Annotated in this window: 16 protein-coding genes, 1 tRNA gene and 1 pseudogene; 11 read left to right on the plus strand and 7 right to left on the minus strand. The window is 64.6% G+C overall.

Features of this window, described 5'->3' with window-relative positions; genetic code table 11:
- Window positions 1-18 precede the first annotated feature (18 nt).
- Together AADZ78_RS00130 and AADZ78_RS00135 are read right to left on the minus strand one after the other, a co-directional pair.
- Window positions 19-486, minus strand: coding sequence for an FHA domain-containing protein FhaB/FipA (locus AADZ78_RS00130; protein ID WP_085253000.1), 468 nt, complete (start codon window positions 484-486; stop codon window positions 19-21).
- 125 nt (window positions 487-611) lie between these two features.
- The gene (locus AADZ78_RS00135) at window positions 612-2,204 is read right to left on the minus strand and encodes a DUF3662 and FHA domain-containing protein (protein WP_085253001.1); all 1,593 of its coding nucleotides are present in this window, start codon (window positions 2,202-2,204) and stop codon (window positions 612-614) included.
- A 199-nt stretch (window positions 2,205-2,403) separates the two neighbouring features.
- Between AADZ78_RS00135 and AADZ78_RS00140 the strand changes: the two genes are divergently transcribed.
- The 4 genes from AADZ78_RS00140 to AADZ78_RS00155 all read left to right on the plus strand — a co-directional run bounded on the left by AADZ78_RS00140 (window position 2,404) and on the right by AADZ78_RS00155 (window position 6,866).
- Window positions 2,404-2,486, plus strand: a tRNA-Leu gene (locus AADZ78_RS00140).
- A 395-nt stretch (window positions 2,487-2,881) separates the two neighbouring features.
- Complete coding sequence (locus AADZ78_RS00145) at window positions 2,882-3,868, plus strand: AAA family ATPase (RefSeq protein WP_085253002.1); 987 nt, start codon at window positions 2,882-2,884, stop codon at window positions 3,866-3,868.
- Complete coding sequence (locus AADZ78_RS00150; protein ID WP_085253003.1) at window positions 3,868-5,439, plus strand: DHA2 family efflux MFS transporter permease subunit; 1,572 nt, start codon at window positions 3,868-3,870, stop codon at window positions 5,437-5,439. Before AADZ78_RS00145 ends, AADZ78_RS00150 begins: the two co-directional genes overlap by 1 nt.
- Window positions 5,440-5,534: 95 nt before the next feature.
- Window positions 5,535-6,866: an ammonium transporter gene (locus AADZ78_RS00155; RefSeq protein ID WP_085253004.1), complete on the plus strand. Its 1,332-nt coding sequence runs from the start codon at window positions 5,535-5,537 to the stop codon at window positions 6,864-6,866.
- A gap of 14 nt (window positions 6,867-6,880) precedes the next feature.
- Here the strand turns inward: AADZ78_RS00155 and AADZ78_RS00160 are convergent, their stop codons facing one another.
- The 4 genes and pseudogenes from AADZ78_RS00160 to AADZ78_RS00175 all read right to left on the minus strand — a co-directional run bounded on the left by AADZ78_RS00160 (window position 6,881) and on the right by AADZ78_RS00175 (window position 10,109).
- A complete protein-coding gene (locus tag AADZ78_RS00160; protein WP_085253005.1) occupies window positions 6,881-7,219 on the minus strand; it encodes a GNAT family N-acetyltransferase in 339 nt (112 codons plus the stop codon).
- The gene (locus AADZ78_RS00165) at window positions 7,216-8,217 is read right to left on the minus strand and encodes a pirin family protein (protein ID WP_085253006.1); all 1,002 of its coding nucleotides are present in this window, start codon (window positions 8,215-8,217) and stop codon (window positions 7,216-7,218) included. The genes AADZ78_RS00160 and AADZ78_RS00165 overlap by 4 nt, the downstream gene beginning before the upstream one ends.
- Before the next feature lie 18 nt (window positions 8,218-8,235).
- Window positions 8,236-9,628, minus strand: a pseudogene (locus AADZ78_RS00170) (acyl-CoA dehydrogenase family protein).
- A gap of 64 nt (window positions 9,629-9,692) precedes the next feature.
- Window positions 9,693-10,109 (minus strand): WhiB family transcriptional regulator, encoded by a 417-nt coding sequence (locus AADZ78_RS00175; protein WP_085253007.1) that lies wholly within the window; start codon window positions 10,107-10,109, stop codon window positions 9,693-9,695.
- Between the two features lie 142 nt (window positions 10,110-10,251).
- Between AADZ78_RS00175 and AADZ78_RS00180 the strand changes: the two genes are divergently transcribed.
- The 6 genes from AADZ78_RS00180 to AADZ78_RS00205 all read left to right on the plus strand — a co-directional run bounded on the left by AADZ78_RS00180 (window position 10,252) and on the right by AADZ78_RS00205 (window position 14,482).
- Window positions 10,252-11,028, plus strand: a complete 777-nt coding sequence (locus AADZ78_RS00180; RefSeq protein ID WP_085253008.1) for a helix-turn-helix domain-containing protein — start codon at window positions 10,252-10,254, stop codon at window positions 11,026-11,028.
- On the plus strand, window positions 11,025-11,864 hold the full coding sequence (locus AADZ78_RS00185) for a C40 family peptidase (protein WP_085253009.1): 840 nt from the start codon (window positions 11,025-11,027) through the stop codon (window positions 11,862-11,864). Before AADZ78_RS00180 ends, AADZ78_RS00185 begins: the two co-directional genes overlap by 4 nt.
- 16 nt (window positions 11,865-11,880) lie before the next feature.
- Window positions 11,881-12,261, plus strand: a complete 381-nt coding sequence (locus tag AADZ78_RS00190; protein WP_085253010.1) for a DUF4226 domain-containing protein — start codon at window positions 11,881-11,883, stop codon at window positions 12,259-12,261.
- Between the two features lie 92 nt (window positions 12,262-12,353).
- Window positions 12,354-13,799, plus strand: a complete 1,446-nt coding sequence (locus AADZ78_RS00195; protein WP_085253011.1) for a DUF4226 domain-containing protein — start codon at window positions 12,354-12,356, stop codon at window positions 13,797-13,799.
- A gap of 43 nt (window positions 13,800-13,842) precedes the next feature.
- Entirely contained in the window at window positions 13,843-14,160 is a 318-nt protein-coding gene (locus AADZ78_RS00200) for an ESX-1 secretion-associated protein (RefSeq protein WP_085253012.1), read from the plus strand.
- Window positions 14,161-14,176: 16 nt separating this feature from the next.
- The gene (locus AADZ78_RS00205) at window positions 14,177-14,482 is read left to right on the plus strand and encodes a DUF2694 family protein (protein WP_085253013.1); all 306 of its coding nucleotides are present in this window, start codon (window positions 14,177-14,179) and stop codon (window positions 14,480-14,482) included.
- Between the two features lie 4 nt (window positions 14,483-14,486).
- Here AADZ78_RS00205 and AADZ78_RS00210 read toward each other — a convergent pair whose 3' ends face one another.
- Complete coding sequence (locus AADZ78_RS00210) at window positions 14,487-14,630, minus strand: hypothetical protein (RefSeq protein WP_169726412.1); 144 nt, start codon at window positions 14,628-14,630, stop codon at window positions 14,487-14,489.
- A 68-nt stretch (window positions 14,631-14,698) separates the two neighbouring features.
- On the opposite strand from AADZ78_RS00210, the gene AADZ78_RS00215 reads away from it, so the two are divergent.
- Window positions 14,699-15,760 (plus strand): DUF5631 domain-containing protein, encoded by a 1,062-nt coding sequence (locus AADZ78_RS00215; RefSeq protein ID WP_085253014.1) that lies wholly within the window; start codon window positions 14,699-14,701, stop codon window positions 15,758-15,760.
- The last annotated feature ends 42 nt before the right edge of the window (window positions 15,761-15,802 follow it).

Below are 15,802 nucleotides of genomic sequence, written 5' to 3' on the forward strand. Positions count from 1 at the left end.
AGCGCCACTCTCCGCGGGTCACGGGCGCAACTCGATTGCCGTCTTGCCGATCCGAACCGGCGTTCCTAGTGGAACTCGTACCGCAGTGGTCACCTTTGCCCTGTCAAGGTAAGTGCCGTTGGTCGATCCTAGATCTTCGACATACCATTCCGAACCGCGCTTAGACAGCCTGGCATGTCGCGTCGAGGCGTAGTCGTCGGTCAACACCAGGGTCGAGTCATCAGCGCGTCCAATCAACACCGGCTGCCCGCTCAGCGTGATGCGGGCGCCCGTCAGCGCGCCATCGGTGACCACCAGGTAGCGGGCCTCGTCCCGGCGGTGGCGTGAGGGCAGCAGTGTGCCACGCAACGCCAAGCCCCGGCGCACCATGACAGCTCCAGTCGGTGCATAGATGTCGGTTCGCAGGATCCGTAGCACGGACCAGATGAAGATCCACAGCAGCATTAGGAATCCGGCACGCGTCAGTTGCAGAACTAACCCCTGCATCTGGCGTCCTTTCCGTCCTGGCGCTGCCCACCCACGCTCGTCATGACGAGCACATCAGCAAAGTCACGATACTTTGACAGTGGTCGACATGCAGTCAAGCGCGGCTGCTTTTGAGGCCAGAGCGTTCAGTGAATCCGGACGATGATCTCAGAATGGCCCAAACGGATCACGTCGCCGTCGGCCAACTGCCACTCCTGGACCGGTGCATTGTTGACAGTGGTGCCGTTGGTGGAGTTCAAGTCCGAGAGCAGAGCGACCTGTCCGTCCCAGCGGATCTCTAGGTGACGGCGTGACACGCCGGTGTCGGGCAGCCGGAATTGGGCGTCCTGGCCGCGGCCAATGATGTTGGAGCCGTCGCGGAGCTGGTAGGTCCGGCCACTACCGTCATCGAGCTGCAGGGTGACCGCAAGTCCGGGGGACCCATAGCCGCCCTGGCCGTAACCGCCGTAGCCACCACCGGCCGGTTGGCCGTAGTCGGCAGCGGGCGCCTGACCGTAGTCGGGTGCGGCCGGTTGGCCGTAGTCGTAGTCACTTCTGGGCGGCTCGCCATAACCGCCGCCCTGCGGGGGGTACCCGCCTGGCACAGCGGTTTCGGCGTATTGGGTGTAGTCGCTTTGCCCGTAGTCTTGCCGACCATATCCGGGGCCGCCTTGCTGGTAGCCCTGGTCGTACCCGCCGCTCTGGTCCGGGTATGCAGGCTGCTGTGGTTCCGGCGGGGCTGGGGGTGCCGACGGGGCATAGCCGCCATGGTCCTGGCGGGCGGGCTCACGGCCGTAGTCGCCGTAACCGCCGTAGCCGGACTGGCCGCCGCCCGGCGGGGGCGCGTAGCCGCCTTGGCGGTAGCCCTGGTCGTAGCCTTGGCCGCTATAGCCGGGTGGCGGGCCGGCAGGAGCGGGCGGGCGTTGCTCATACGACGGTGGGTAGCCACCACCCGGCCCGTGATCTTGGTAGCCACGCTGGTCTTGGTAGCCACGCTGGTCTTGGTAGCCGCCCTGGTCTTGGTAGCCGCGCTGGTCTTGGTAGCCGCGCTGGTCTTGGTAGCCGCCCTGGTCGGGGTAGCCGCCCTGGTCCTGGCGTGGCGGCGGCGGGTAACCCTGTTGGGGCGGGTAGCCGCCCTCCGGGGGATAGGGGGGTCCGCCTTGCGGGCCCGGGCCGTCGTGCTGGTCCTCTTGCGGACGCGCGTAGCGGTCGTCGTAATACTCGTCGGGCCGCCCCTGCCCCTGACCGCCGCGGTAGCTCGAATTGTCAGTCATTGGTGGTACTCCTGGTTCTGCGCTATACGCATGATTTGATTGTGGCCGGGCGGAATCGGTGACTGTCGGGCGGGGTTCGACATCAGGGTTGACAGCCCCGCGGGCGCGGAACTGGCCAGTATGTAAGTTCGAGGACCGCTCGAACCGGACGACCACATCACCATACGTTTGCCACCCCTGTTCTTGGATATAGTCCGCCAGGTACCGAGCAAAAACGCTGGATGTGAGATCCGGGTCGGCGCCCAACTTCTCAGAGTCGTGCACACTGAGGGTAATGATGTATTCGTTGGGTGCCAAAAGGCGATTTCCCTGGAGCGACTGGACGCCGTCGGCCGCCTCGCGGCGTAACAGGGCCTCAATCTCTTGCGGCACGATCGAACCCCCAAACACTCGGGCAAACGCGTCACCCACGGTCGCCTCAAGTTTGCGCTCGATGCGCTGAACCAGCCCTTTCTGGCTACCCATTTTTCAGCGCTCGCCCCACCCGTCCTGGAATTTTGCGGTCGCAAAACAAACGACTCGCCCGCGTGTCGTGTCAATAAGCATGCTATCGGGACACCGCGCCGGTGCGGCACCGTGAGAATGCTGAGAATCAGGTCGAGGCGGCCTATGGCAGCAGTTGGGGCGCCCGGCTACTACAGTGGTATGGTCCTGCGGTTGTCTCGGGCGAGTGGCGGAATGGCAGACGCGCTGGCTTCAGGTGCCAGTGTCCTTCGGGACGTGGGGGTTCAAGTCCCCCTTCGCCCACAAATTTGATGAGTCGACCCAGCGCTAGTGGCGCCCAGGCTGCGGTCTTTGCGTGATTTCCCGCAGAATGACGCGCTCAGCGCAGGTTCGGCGCTGCCACCGCAGATTCCCATGGCCGGGCTGCGACACCCCGTCGCCCGCAAATGTGATGCGTGCACCAACGCCAGCCTCGTCGGAGCGCGAAAAGTGTGCATATCCGCATCCCCAATCCTGAGGCCGGTTCCTCCTGCGAGCGACGCAACCTGGTGCTACACAGAGTTCGTGCATCGTTTGGATCCGCAGCCAATTCGCGCAGGGCGAAAGTTCCGCCATGTTGGATGCACCGTCGCCGAGGCGCAGATCGGCTGTCTTGATCGGCTCGGCGGTGACTCCGTCGCAGGCGTTGGGGCACCGTCGTGACGCACGGAATGGTGCTGGGGAGGTTTGTGCCGCCGCATGCCGGACACGTTTATCTATGCGAGTTTGCGCGCCGATGGGTGGACGATCTGACGATCGTCGTCTCGGTACAGGACGCAGACCCGATTTCGGGCACCCAACGCTTGGCATGGATGCGGGAGCTGTTCCCCTTCGACCGCGTGGTCCCTCTCGCCATCGAGAATTCGCAGCATCCGTCGGAGCATCGGCCGTCTTGGGACGTCTGGAAGGCGAGGTTGGAGCAAGTCCTCCCAAGGCGTCTCGACTTCGTCTTTGCTTCCGAGCCGTACGGCGCGGACTTCGCCCAAATCCTCGGAGCGCGTTTCGTGTCAGTCGATCAGGCTCGTGCCGTCGTTCCGGTCAGTGCAACGTGCATCCGCGCGGACCCGTTTGCTCACTGGCAGCACATTCCACGCTGCGTGCGGCCCGCCTTCGTGAAGCGGGTAAGCATCCTCGGCGCCGAATCCACCGGGAAGAGCGCCCTCGCAAGGGCGCTCGCGGAAAAGCTCGGAACGAAATGGGTCCCGGACTGGGGACGGACGCTCGGGGCGTTCAATGGCGACTCGCCGGCGGGACTGGATTGGACCGAAATAGTTCGCGGGCAGATCGCTTCGGAGGAAGCCTTGGCTCGTGACGCTGATCGCGTGTTGATCTGTGACACCGATCCGCTCGCCACCGCCGTGTGGGCTGAATTGCTACTGGGGAGCCGCCCTCAGGTGCTTCGCGAATCAGCTTGCCGTCCTTACGATCTCACGCTTCTCGTCGCACCCGATGCGCCCGCGGACGTGGCCGGCGCGCGTTATCCGCTCAGCGAGCGCGGTGATTTTTTCGCGCGTTGCGAGCGCGCTCTCCGCGAGGTGGGACGATCATTCGTGGTGGTCAGCGGCGGTTGGGAGGAGCAGATTGCGATGGTTCTCAACGCTGTCGAAAAGCTTGTACCTTCGCCCCGCCCGACGGGCTTGCCGTGATGCGCCGGGTGCGCGCGTCGCGCCCCGCTTTCCCCGCTCATCCGGTGAGCCCGAACGAATGCAGCTATCCGGACAAACTCGACACCAGGCTGTGGTGGATAGCAGGAGTGTGCGTCCTGGGCTCATTCATGAACCTTTTGGACACCACTGTTGTCACCGTTGCGCAACGCACATTCGTCGTCACCTTTGACTCGACCCAGGCCGTCGTTGCCTGGACGATCACCGGTTACACGCTCGCGTTGGCTGCCGTAATCCCACTGGCGGGCTGGGCAGCCGATCGGTTCGGCACCAAACGAATCTTCATGGGTTCGGTTCTCGCCTTCACACTGGGCTCGCTGCTATGCGCGATAGCGCCCAATATCACCTGGCTGATCGCCTCTCGAGTGGTGCAGGGCCTCGGCGGCGGCATCCTCACAACGCTCACCCTCACCATCGTGAACCGCGAGGCCGGTCCCAAACGGGTTGGCCGCGTGATGGCCGTGTTAGGGATCCCGGTTGTGCTCGCCCCGGCTTTCGGTCCTGTCTTGGGCGGTTGGCTGATCGACTGTTACAGCTGGCAGTGGATCTTCTGGATCAACCTGCCGGTAGGAGTGGCCGCAATCGGCCTCGCCGCGATCGTGTTCCCTCGCGATCACCCGGCACCGTCGGAAACATTCGACGTCATCGGTGTGCTGCTGCTGTCACCGGGCCTGCCGGCGCTGCTGTACGGGATGTCCGAAATCCCCGGCCGCGGCACGATAGCTGATTGGCACGTGTGGATACCCGCGGCCATCGGTATGGCGTTGATCGTCGGGTTCGTGTTTCACGCCCTCTACCGCTCGGATAAGCCCCTCATCGATCTGCGCCTGTTGACCAACCGAGCGTTCACACTCACCAATGCGGCCATGTTTCTTTACATCGTCTCAACTTTCGGCGCCGGGGTGCTGTTTCCGAGCTACTTCCAGCAGCTGCTCAACGAGACACCGTTGCAGGCTGGGATGAGCGTGGTCCCCCGAGGAATCGGTGCCGCGGTCACGATGCCGCTGGCTGGAACGTTGATGGACAGACGTGGCGCTCGCGGGGTTCTTTTCATAGGCGTCACGCTGATTGCGGTGGGCATGGGGGTCTTCGCCTGCGGCGTTGCCAACCAGCGCGAGTCCCTTCCGATGCTCTGGACCGGCCTGACGTTGGTGGGGCTGGGAATGGGCTCTACCAGGATGCCGCTAGTCGCGGTGGCAATGCAGACACTGGCCCCCAATCAAATGGCGAGAGGTTCGACGCTGATCAAAGTCAATCAGCAGGTGGCCGCCGCGGTGGGGACCGCGCTCATGTCGGTGATTCTGACCAGTCAGCTCCAAGAAAGGTCGGCGCGCAGCGGGCTAGCCGATAACCTTTCGCACGCCTACAGCGTGGCGTTTGTGGTCGCAGTCGTACTGGCAGGGTTGATCGTCATACCGCTGGCTTTCTTGTACAGAGGTTCGGGAAGCCACGGCACCGAGGCAAACATGGTCGCGCCGAACACGCCGGAACGGGGTGAGTCGAGCGGTGGGGCCGCGCAGCGCAGCGGGCAGTCGTCGACAGGTGTGCACTGATCGATTGCTGGCCAGTCGCCGCATCCAGTGTCTACCGTCCCGCGTTAGAGAGCGCGCCGATATTCTCATCGACGACTAGCGAAGGAGCCGCAGAGTTGGACATCGATCCCGCCGCCACCGCGTGGCTGCTGGCCGCCACCGCACTCGTGCTGCTGATGACGCCCGGGCTGGCGATTTTCTACGGGGGCATGGTACGCACCACGGGCGTGCTCAACATGATCATGATGAGCTTCATCTCCATACCGCTGGTCACCGTGGCATGGCTGCTGGTCGGTTACACGTTGGCGTTTTCCGACGGCGGCGCGCGCGGATACCCCGGCGGTTTCATCGGCGGATTGGCGCACGCCGGGATGCGGGGCATAGGCCCGGAGACCGCGCACGGATCGGTTCCCGAACTGCTGTACGCCACTTTTCAGTTGAGCTTCGCGATCATCACCGCGGCCCTGGTCAGTGGCGCCATCGCGGACCGTGCCAAGTTCGCGGCCTGGATGGTGTTCGTGCCCGTCTGGGCGGTTGCGGTGTATTCCGTTGTTGCGCACTGGGTGTGGGCGCCCAGCGGCTGGCTGTTCAAGATGGGAGTGCTCGACTACGCCGGTGGACTTGTTGTCGAGATCGTCTCGGGTTCCTCGGCGCTGGCATTAGCGCTGGTGCTCGGTCCGCGCATCGGCTTCAAGGTGGAGGCCATGCGCCCGCACAACCTGCCGTTCGTGCTCCTCGGGGTGGGATTGTTGTGGTTCGGCTGGTTCGGGTTCAACGCCGGTTCCGCGTTGGCCGCCAGCGGATTAGCATCCGCGATCTTCCTCAATACCCTGGTCGCCGGCTGCCTGGGCATGCTCGGATGGCTTTCGGTCGAACAGGTGCGCGACGGCAAGCCGACCACTTTCGGTGCTGCGTCGGGAGTGGTCGCCGGCTTGGTGGCGATCACGCCGTCGTGCGGGACGGTGAGCACCGTCGGCGCCGCTGTCGTTGGACTGGTGGCGGGAATCGTGTGCTCGTTCGCGATCGGTCTGAAGTTCAAACTCAACTACGACGACTCGCTTGACGTCGTGGGCGTGCACTTTGTCGGCGGAGTGGTCGGGGTGCTGTTGATCGGGCTGCTCGCCACTGCGGTGATGACCCATGGCCCGAAGGGACTTCTCTACGGCGGCGGATTGGGCCAGCTCGGCAAGCAGGCTTTGGCGATGGTCGTGGTCGGCCTCTACGCCTTCGCGGTGAGTTATGCGCTGGCCATGTTGATCGAGCGTTTCATGGGGTTCCGGGTCAGTGCCGAGGACGAGGTGAGTGGTGTCGACCTCACCCAGCACGCCGAGACGGCTTACACCGAGGGCGTCTACGGATACCAGCAGGTGCGCCGACCGTCGTTAGGGTTAGGCCAGCGGGACGAGCTTCGCCCGCGCATGAAGGAAATTGAAGACGAAGACGCGTGAATTGCCGCCGTACGTCAGCTCGGCTGCGTCTGTGCCCAGCCGCGGACCTCGGCGGTGACGGGGTCCGTGATGTCGTTGAATTCGGGATGCTTCTTGAGCACCGTGTCGACCATGGAGCACACCGGGACGATGCGTCTGCCGTCGTTGCGGGTGGCGTTGAGCGCCTCTTCGACAAGGATGGTCGCCAGCCCCCGTCCGCCGAACTGCGGATCAATCTCGGTGTGGTAGAAGACCCGCTGAGCGCCACGGTCCGCGTAGTCGGCGAGGCCGACCGTCTTGCCCTCTACGGAGATCGTGTACTTCTGGTGCTCCGCGCGGACGGTGGCTTCTGCGCCGGTCTTGTCGGTAGTCATTCGGGTTCCCTTCTGTTTGGTGACGGTCGAGGCCGCAGCCGTGCGGTGGGCAGCGGTGGGGCGGGTAGTCGGGCGACCGAACCCCGATAGCCCTGGACGGCGCCGAAGCGGTCCTCGAAACTGTCGTTGCCGTCCTGCCACAACCGGCGATAGGTGACGATGTCGTCGTGACTGCGCCCGACGAAGTTCCACCACATCACCAATTCTTCGGTGAACGGTGTGCCGCCCAGCAGCAGCACCCGCGCGGGGCGCTTGCCAAGGTTGTTGAGGCGTAACGACGGACTCCCGGGGCCCTGGTATCCGAGATCGGCCACCGCCAGGGCGATCCCGCACATCTCTATGTCGCCCGCATCGCATAGCACCCCATGTTCAAATGCCGGATCGATATCAATATCCAGCGCGGCACCCGCATCAAGGTCGATCTGGGCGCCCAGCAGCGGGGTGTGGGTCGGCAGCGGCGAGCGGCTTCCGGCAAGCTCGCCGAGAAATACCCGCGCCACCGCGCCTGGCAGCGAAACCACTGGGGGCCGGTAGTGCGCGAAGTCGCGCCCCGTATCGCGATCGGCGTCCGGCAGCGCCACCCACAACTGCGCGCCGTGGAGCACCGCACTTCGATCGGCGTCGATGGACACTTCGGAGTGACAGATACCCGCCCCCGCCGTCATGAGATTGAGCTCGCCGGGCCGGACCATTGCATGGACTCCAGCGCTGTCGCGGTGCTCCACTTCCCCACTGAACAACCAGCTGACCGTTTGCAATCCGGTGTGCGGATGCGGCGGGACGTCCATGTGTGCGGACGTCGGACCGTAATGGTCAACAAAACACCACGCCCCGATCAGCGAGCGCTGCCGCTGGGGAAGTGTGCGTTGTACCCGGATTGCTCTCGGCCCACCCAGCGGGACCTCGCGGGGCCGCAGCACTTCCACCACCGGCGAGATACCCGCATCCCACGAAGCCCTGCAGGCGACTTCGGCCGGCGCGGTCTCCAGGTTGCTCATCGCCTAAGACGCTACGCCTCATCTGCCAGGCGGCCGCAGCGCATGCATGGCGACCCGCATGATCGGTTGGGGAATCCGATCCTTCATGGCCAACGCGGCCCCGGCGGCGCGGGACCGCAGTAGGGTGCCGCGACCGAACACCCGGTTCAGCGGTCCTCCGGAGGGCTCGATCACCACGTGTAGCGGCGGGGCGTCCACGGCGGCGCCCAGCGCGTTCGAGATGACCATCCGCTGAATTTCGCTGGTGCCTTCAAAGATGGTGTACAGCTTGGCATCTCGATACCACTTCTCCACCGGGTGATCGGTGATGTAGCCCCAGCCGCCCATGGTCTGGATCGCCCGCTCGGTGGCCTTGACGGCAACCTCGCTGGCGGCGAGCTTTGCCATCGAACCCTCTGCTCGCTCGAATGCAATGCCGTTAGCCGCCATCCAGGAGGCGCGCCAAGTCAGGAGTCGGGCGGCGTCGATCTGGGTTGCCAGGTCTGCCAACGGAAACGCAATGCCTTGGTTATCGAATGATTGGCGCGCCGAACGCCTCGCGCTCCGTGGCATACGTCGTCGCGTATTCCAATGCGGCGCGCGCGATTCCGATTGCCTGGGCGGCGACCATCGGACGGGTCTGTTCGAAGGTGCCCAATGTCGCCGAGCCGGCACGCTTTCCACCGCCGGACGTTTCGCGGGCCTTGGCGAGTTTGTGTTCGAGCTTTTCTTGTCCGCCAAGTAGATTGGCTGCGGGGATGCGGACATTGTCGAACCGCAACTCGGCTGTGTGGGACCCGCGGCATCCCAGCTTGTCGAGCTTCCGCACCGTTTCCAGGCCGGGTGTACCGCCGGGCACCACGAACAGTGCCTGTCCGCGGTGCCCCAGCTCTTCGTCGACCACGGCGTTGACCACGTGCACGTTGGCGATGCCGCCGTTACCGATCCACATCTTGTGGCCGTCGATGATCCAGTCCCCATTGGCCGAGCCGTCGCGGCGGGCGTGGGTACGCAGGTTGCGCACATCGCTGCCACCTTCGGGTTCGGAAATCGCTAACGCGGCAAGTTTGAGATCGCCTGGCGTTCCGAAACATTCGGGTGCCCATTCCAACATCTGTTCTGGCGTGGCGGCCTGACCGATGGCCGACAGCGCTAATGCCGGCATGACAATCGCCAACCCGATTCCGGCGCAACCCCTAAACAGGTCCTCCATGAACATCGGCAAAGACAGGCCGGTCGGGTCGCCGATCAAATCGCGGTAGAACAGTGCGCTGTAGAACCCACGCTGGGCCGCCTCCTCCAGCACGGGCCAGGGAAATTCCTGGCTTTGGTCGTATTCGAGGGCGACCGGACGAACCACCTCTTCGGCGAACTCGTGCGTGCGCCGGGCCAGATCATGCTGCGCCGCCGTTGGTGTGAGGTCGAACGTCATGGATGTGCCTATGGTTTCCTGCGGCCCGTCTACCCCGTCGGCCGGTGGGGCAAACGAGCCATTTTCAGGCGGCCGAACGTGGGCCAATACATAGGGCTGGCAGGTGCAACACCACCGCGGTCACCGGGACAGAGCTGCTTTCGCTGCGTGCTAGAAGCGCTGCATTCTCGGGAAGTTGCCGTGCATTGATTTCACCGGCGGCGATCCGCCGCAGCACGTCGTGTGCCTGAGCCAGCTGTTCGCGCTTGCGATACTGGCCGCCGGGCAGCTTGACGCCGGCCCATACGCCGTACTCCTCCCGATGTTTGATGGCCCGTTGGGCGCAGATGCGCTGTTGTGCGAGTGGGCACCGACGGAGGCATTGAATTCGGGCCTCGGTGGCTGACCGCTCATAGGCGCGTGCCTTAGCGGCGCCGTCGCCGCCGTCGTCATCGGGGTAGCCGAACCATAGTTCAGGGTTGGCTGCGCAGGGGTTCGCCATGTCTCGGCCTCCTTGTTCGGTGAAACGTAGGCGGAAGCGTATACACAGACCTTGGAAGCGCGCAAGTAAAACGTGACAAAAACGTATATACACCGTGGTGTCATGAGGCCTGTGTAATATCCGCCTATGGCTGGAGCCTGCGGTGAGCCGTGAGTCGGCCGGCGCGGCGATCCGTGCATTGCGCGAGTCACGCGATTGGTCGCTGGCCGATCTCGCGGCCGCGACCGGCGTCAGCATCATGGGCCTTAGCTATCTGGAGCGTGGTGCCCGCAAGCCACACAAAAGTACAGTTCAAAAGGTTGAAAACGGTCTTGGCTTACCGCCCGGTACCTATTCGCGGCTCTTGGTAGCCGCCGATCCCGACGCCGAGCTGGCCCGATTGATCGCTGCGCAGCCGCCCAAGACGACGTCACCGCGACGGGCTGGAGAGGTCGTCGTCGACCGCCACAGCGACACCGATGTACTCGAAGGCTACGCCGAAGCACAACTGGATGCCCTCAGATCGGTTATCGATCGACTACCTGCGACGACATCAAACGAATATGAGACGTATATTCTCTCCGTGATCGCACAATGCGTGAAGGCCGAGATGCTGGCCGCAAGCTCATGGCGGGTGGCGGTGAACGCCGGGGCGGAGTCGACCGATCGGCTCATGGAGCATCTGCGGGCGCTCGAAGCGACGCGCAGCGCCCTGCTGGAGCGGATGCCGACCAGCTTGAGCACGCGGTTTGATCGGGCATGCGCGCGGTCGTCGCTTCCGGACGCGGTCATCGCTGCGCTCGTCGGCGTCGCCACCGATGAATTGTGGGATATCCGCAATCGAGGTGTCATCCCACCGGGGGCGCTCCCCCGCATTCGCGCGTTCGCCGATGCGGTCGAGACGCCGGACCAGGCCGAAACAGCTGAGGGGGGCCAGTGAGTCACAACGAAGTCGAGGCATTGAGCCGTGCGCATCAACTGTTCGCCGGTGGAAGTCGGCCCCCGGCTCTCGATGCGGGTACCTTGGCCTACGACGGGCCGCTGACCAGGCTTGCTGGACTGAATCTTGTTGCGGGACAAGGGCGTTATCAGGAAGTGGCTCACCACAGCCGGGCGACCCTGCTGTCGGCGGGACGCACCGATGCCGCGGTCGCGGCGGTTATCGCGGGTGCTCAACGAGACCGGGCAATGGGTCGGGAGCTAACCGGGAGTGTTCTCGAGGAGGCCCGCGCCGAAGCCGCTGTTAATCCGATGATGCCGATGGCACATCGCGAGGCGATGCGTCGCCGGGTCGCGCGGCTGCGGGCTCAACGGGCCCATGTCTTGACAGCGCGCGGACGGGCGCGACGGCATCTAGCGGTACTGCGCGCGCTGCGTTACCGGATGTCGCGCCACCGTCATGGTTCATGGCCGGTCGGACGACGGCTGCCTCCCGCGAGCGGCCGCGCAGGGATCGCCGTGCGCGCCGCGCTGTCGCGACTGGGCCGCCCGTATGTCTGGGGCGCGACCGGGCCCAATCAGTTTGACTGTTCCGGGCTGGTCCAGTGGGCCTATGCGCAGGCCGGTGTCCATTTGGACCGGACTACCTATCAACAGATCAATGACGGGATCCCGGTGCCCCGCTCGCAAGTGCGGCCAGGCGACCTCGTCTTTCCACACGCGGGCCACGTGCAACTGGCGATTGGCAACAACCTGGTCGTCGAGGCGCCCTACTCGGGTGCTTCGGTCCGGATCAGCCGGTTGGGCAGCAACGTGCAGATCAGACGTCCACTTTGATGAGAAGGTTGAACGCATGTCGGATCAAGCCGGATCGTCGGTAGCTGCCATTCAGGCACGGCAGGCGGCGCTGGCTAGACAGCACGACGCGATTGCTGAGGCCGACCGTGTGCTGGCCGAGGCTCTTGCCAGCGCCCATGCCGCGATGCGAGAGAGCGTCCGTCGGCTGGACGCGATCGCAGTCGAGATCGATCGAGCTGCAGCGGATCACGCTGAGCTGGCGGTCGATACGTCTTTGGGGGCGCGAGAGTTTCAAAAGTTTCTCATTGCTAAGCAGCGTGAGATCGCAGCTGTGGTGACAGAAGCCCAGGAGCTCGATCGCGCGAAAAGCGCAGCGCTGGAAAGCCTGCGGGCGCAGTACGAAACCCCGGCGGTTTCACCAAGCGTAGAAAGGTGAATTGTCGGCGGGACGGCGCCTGGGTACCGTCGCCGGGCATGGAGGGGTCGCGACGTCGCCCGCAGCGGGGCGCAGTGCCGTTGGTCTAGACGATGTCGACGTATGCGGACCTACTCGCCGCCATCAAGACCGTGCGGGACGCCACGGGCGACCCGAACGCGTGGCAGACCGGACTGACACCAAGTGAGGTGGCTGCCGTCGTCACGCCCACGACGCGTGCGGAACAACTGGATGCGATTGTGGCCAAGATCCGCCAACAACATCCGAACCTGTTTACTCCGGCGACCGGAACCATGCCGCAATACCCACCGGGCGCCCCGTCCGATCGACAAGAAGGCGATGCCGCCAAGGCTATTGCAGCCGCGGAAGCTGCTCTGGCGCACCAGAATTCGGTTAGTTCGCAACTTGACCTGCAAGTGATTACGGCGATCTTGAATGCTCACCTGAAGACCGTCGAAGGCCGAGAAGCGCTCAACAAGCTTCAGCAAGAAACCGAGGCCGCGGTACGTACACGATCAGACCTGGACACTCCAGCTGGAGCCCGGGATTTTCAGCGCTTCCTGATCGGCAAGCTCAGGGATATTCGCGAGGTGGTCGCGAACGCGAGCCTCGACGACACATCGAAGTCAGCACTGATGGCGGCGTGGACATCGTTGTACAACGCCTCCAAGAGTGGGTCGGTCGTTCCCAACGAGCGCCCACCGGTCGCAGCCGCCACGGAGACATCAGCACGTGGTGCCAGCCAACAGCCGGCGGTAGCGCCCGACGATTCCTACCTTGATTCGCTGTTGCTCGGCGATCCCGGGCTCCTGGGCGAGGCGCCTCCGGCGCAACCCACGGCTCCAGCGACGATGCCGATAACGCCGGCGATGCCCGGCCTTGGTGGCGCGCCGGTGCCGGGCGGTGGAACCGCACCGGCCTTTGGTCCCGGCTGGAGCGCGCCGGGTGGGCTCCCGCTCTCCGGGCTGCTGCGCGGATCCGAGACAGACCCGGCATCCAGCGGTCTCGAGGAAGGGCGACTGGACCCCAAGGATCCGAAGCCGGACGATGAGGTTTCCGACGAACCGGACGATGACAACGGCGACCGTCAACAAGACAAGGACGACGAACCCCGCAAGCCCGAATCGCCGCCGGCGGGCCCGACGACCGTCACCCTGCCCAACGGTGAAACGGTGACCGCCGCCAGCCCTCAGCTCGCGGCGGCGATCAAGGCCGCGGCCGGTGGAATCCCGATCGCAGATGCGTTCCAACAGCAGGGAATTACGATTCCGCCCCCGGGCACGCCGGTTCCACATCCAATTGACCCGTCGCGCGTCGCACCAGGAGACATCGGGATGCTTACCGAACGGCACGCGCTTGCCCTCGGCCGCAGCAGGGCCCTTCTCGACGGCCAGATCCAACACATCTCTGCCGTGAGCGGACCAAGCTTTCTAGGCTGGGAGCATCCGCCAACGCCGGCGGCCGCGACCGCGCCGGCCAGGACCGAAGTACCGACACCAAGCCGGCCGGCGGCGACGCCGACGACGACGCAAGAGTGATCTCGCCGACAGTAGCGCCGGCGCACAACGAAGGAGGCAGCCGATGGCAGATCGAATCCGTGTGGTGCCGGCGGACCTACGTGAAGCCGCTGCTCATCACCAGGAAACCTCCGACTACCTGCGAACGATGCCGTCGTCGCACGCGGCGATCCAGGAGAGTCTGGACTCACTCGGGCCGATCTTCAGTGAGCTGCGCGACGCCGGGCGCGAACTCCTCGAGCTCAGGCGGCAGTGCTACGAGCAGCAAGCCGACAACCACACCGATATCGCGCAAAACCTCTTGACGTCGGCCGCGATGTGGGAGCAGAACGAGCAGGAGGGCGCGCGCATCCTAGGCAGCGTCGTTGACCAGGACCGATGACCGGTCCCCAACATTCATGACAGACGCTAACCCCGCCTTCGACACCGTTCACCCCAGCGGGCACATTCTTGTTCGGTCCTGCCGCGGCGGATATATGCATAGCGTTGCATTGAGCGAGGCGGCTATGGAGACCGATGCGGAAAGCCTGGCAGAGGGCATCCTGCGGACCGCCGACGTCTCCTGCCTGAAGGCGTTGCTGGAAGTGCGTGATGAGATCGTTGCCGCTGGGCACACCCCCTCGGCGCAGGTTCCAACGGTCGACGATCTTGAGGCGGCGATCGAGAAGCTGCTGGCGCATCAACTGCGTCGACGCAACAGCTAAGAACCTAGAGCAGCCAGGTCTTGGCGCTCTCGGGATCCGGCGCGATATCGGTTGGCGGCTCGATGGGGTTGGCGCCGAACAACTCTCGCGCTCGGTACAGCAGAGCACGTACCTCGTCGAGTTGCTGCTGCAGCGCAGAATCGGCCATAGCCCCACGCTACCGAGGTCGGCCCAGCCACACAATTCACCACCCGCACAGGCCGGTACGCTAGCCCGGTGGCGATCTTCGGTCGGATGACGGCGCGTAGGCGCCTTCGCAGAGCGACGCAGGAATCATTGACGATTCCCACTTTCAGCTCTCCGGTCGATTGCACCCCCTGGGTGATCGGTGGGCTGTGGCCTGCGGAGCTGTCATCAAGCGATGCCGGAATATCAACGCTCGCAGCGCATCTCAACGATGACCTGCAGCGCATAGCTAGGTCTGCCAACGACGAGCTGATGATGATCAGGCGTGCCGGTTTGGTTGAATCTGCCCGCAGAGCCGAAGTGGCCAACGTGATAGACCAAGCGCGGGCGCTAGCTGTGCGACGGGTCGAGTCCGCGATGCGTCAGCGGCGCCGGATCACGCAGCAGGTGTCCCGGGGGTACGGCACAGATCTGGATACGACCCGGGTCATGCCGGCCGTCAAGGAGCCGGCCATCAAGGAGCCGCTCGATGTCGATCCGGAATCCGCCGACGAGCGGTTGCATCGGCTGCTCGCGTTCGTAGCCCGTCAAGAACCACGGCTGAACTGGGCGGTTGGCGACCACGTGGACGGCACAACGATATTGGTCACCGACCTCGCCCATGGTTGGATCCCACCAGGTATCACGCTTCCCGAGGGCGTGCGGTTGTTGGACCCGGAGCGGCGCGGCGGCTCGGCGTCGGCGCTACTGGGCGCCACGACACGCTGCGCGACCTACACTCCCGGCGACTCGACGAGCTGGACGCCACACCTCATCGCCACGAAGGCTTCGATGCGGCCACGCGAGGTGCCGGAAGTCAAAGACTTGGGCCGGGAGCTGGGCAACGCAACGACCACGCGTGACGGATTGCCGCGGATGGTGCACACGCTGGCTACGGCCGCCGCTGCTGGGACCGCCGTTGTGGACGAGGAGCTGGAGCTACTGCGGGTACATCTCGAGACCGCGCGCTACCAGGTGTTGGCCCAGTATCCCGATGTCGCGCCTGTGCTGTTGCTCAACTGCATGTTGTTGGCCGCCACCGAGGGCAGCGTCACGGCGGACCCCGTTGCGGCGAACTATCACTTCGCCTGGTTCCAGAAACTCAGTCGCTGAGTATGTTCTGTGATGAATTGACGCTGGTCGGGGGCGTGGACA

The sequence above is a fragment of the Mycobacterium riyadhense genome (genome assembly GCF_963853645.1).
GTDB lineage: Bacteria > Actinomycetota > Actinomycetes > Mycobacteriales > Mycobacteriaceae > Mycobacterium > Mycobacterium riyadhense.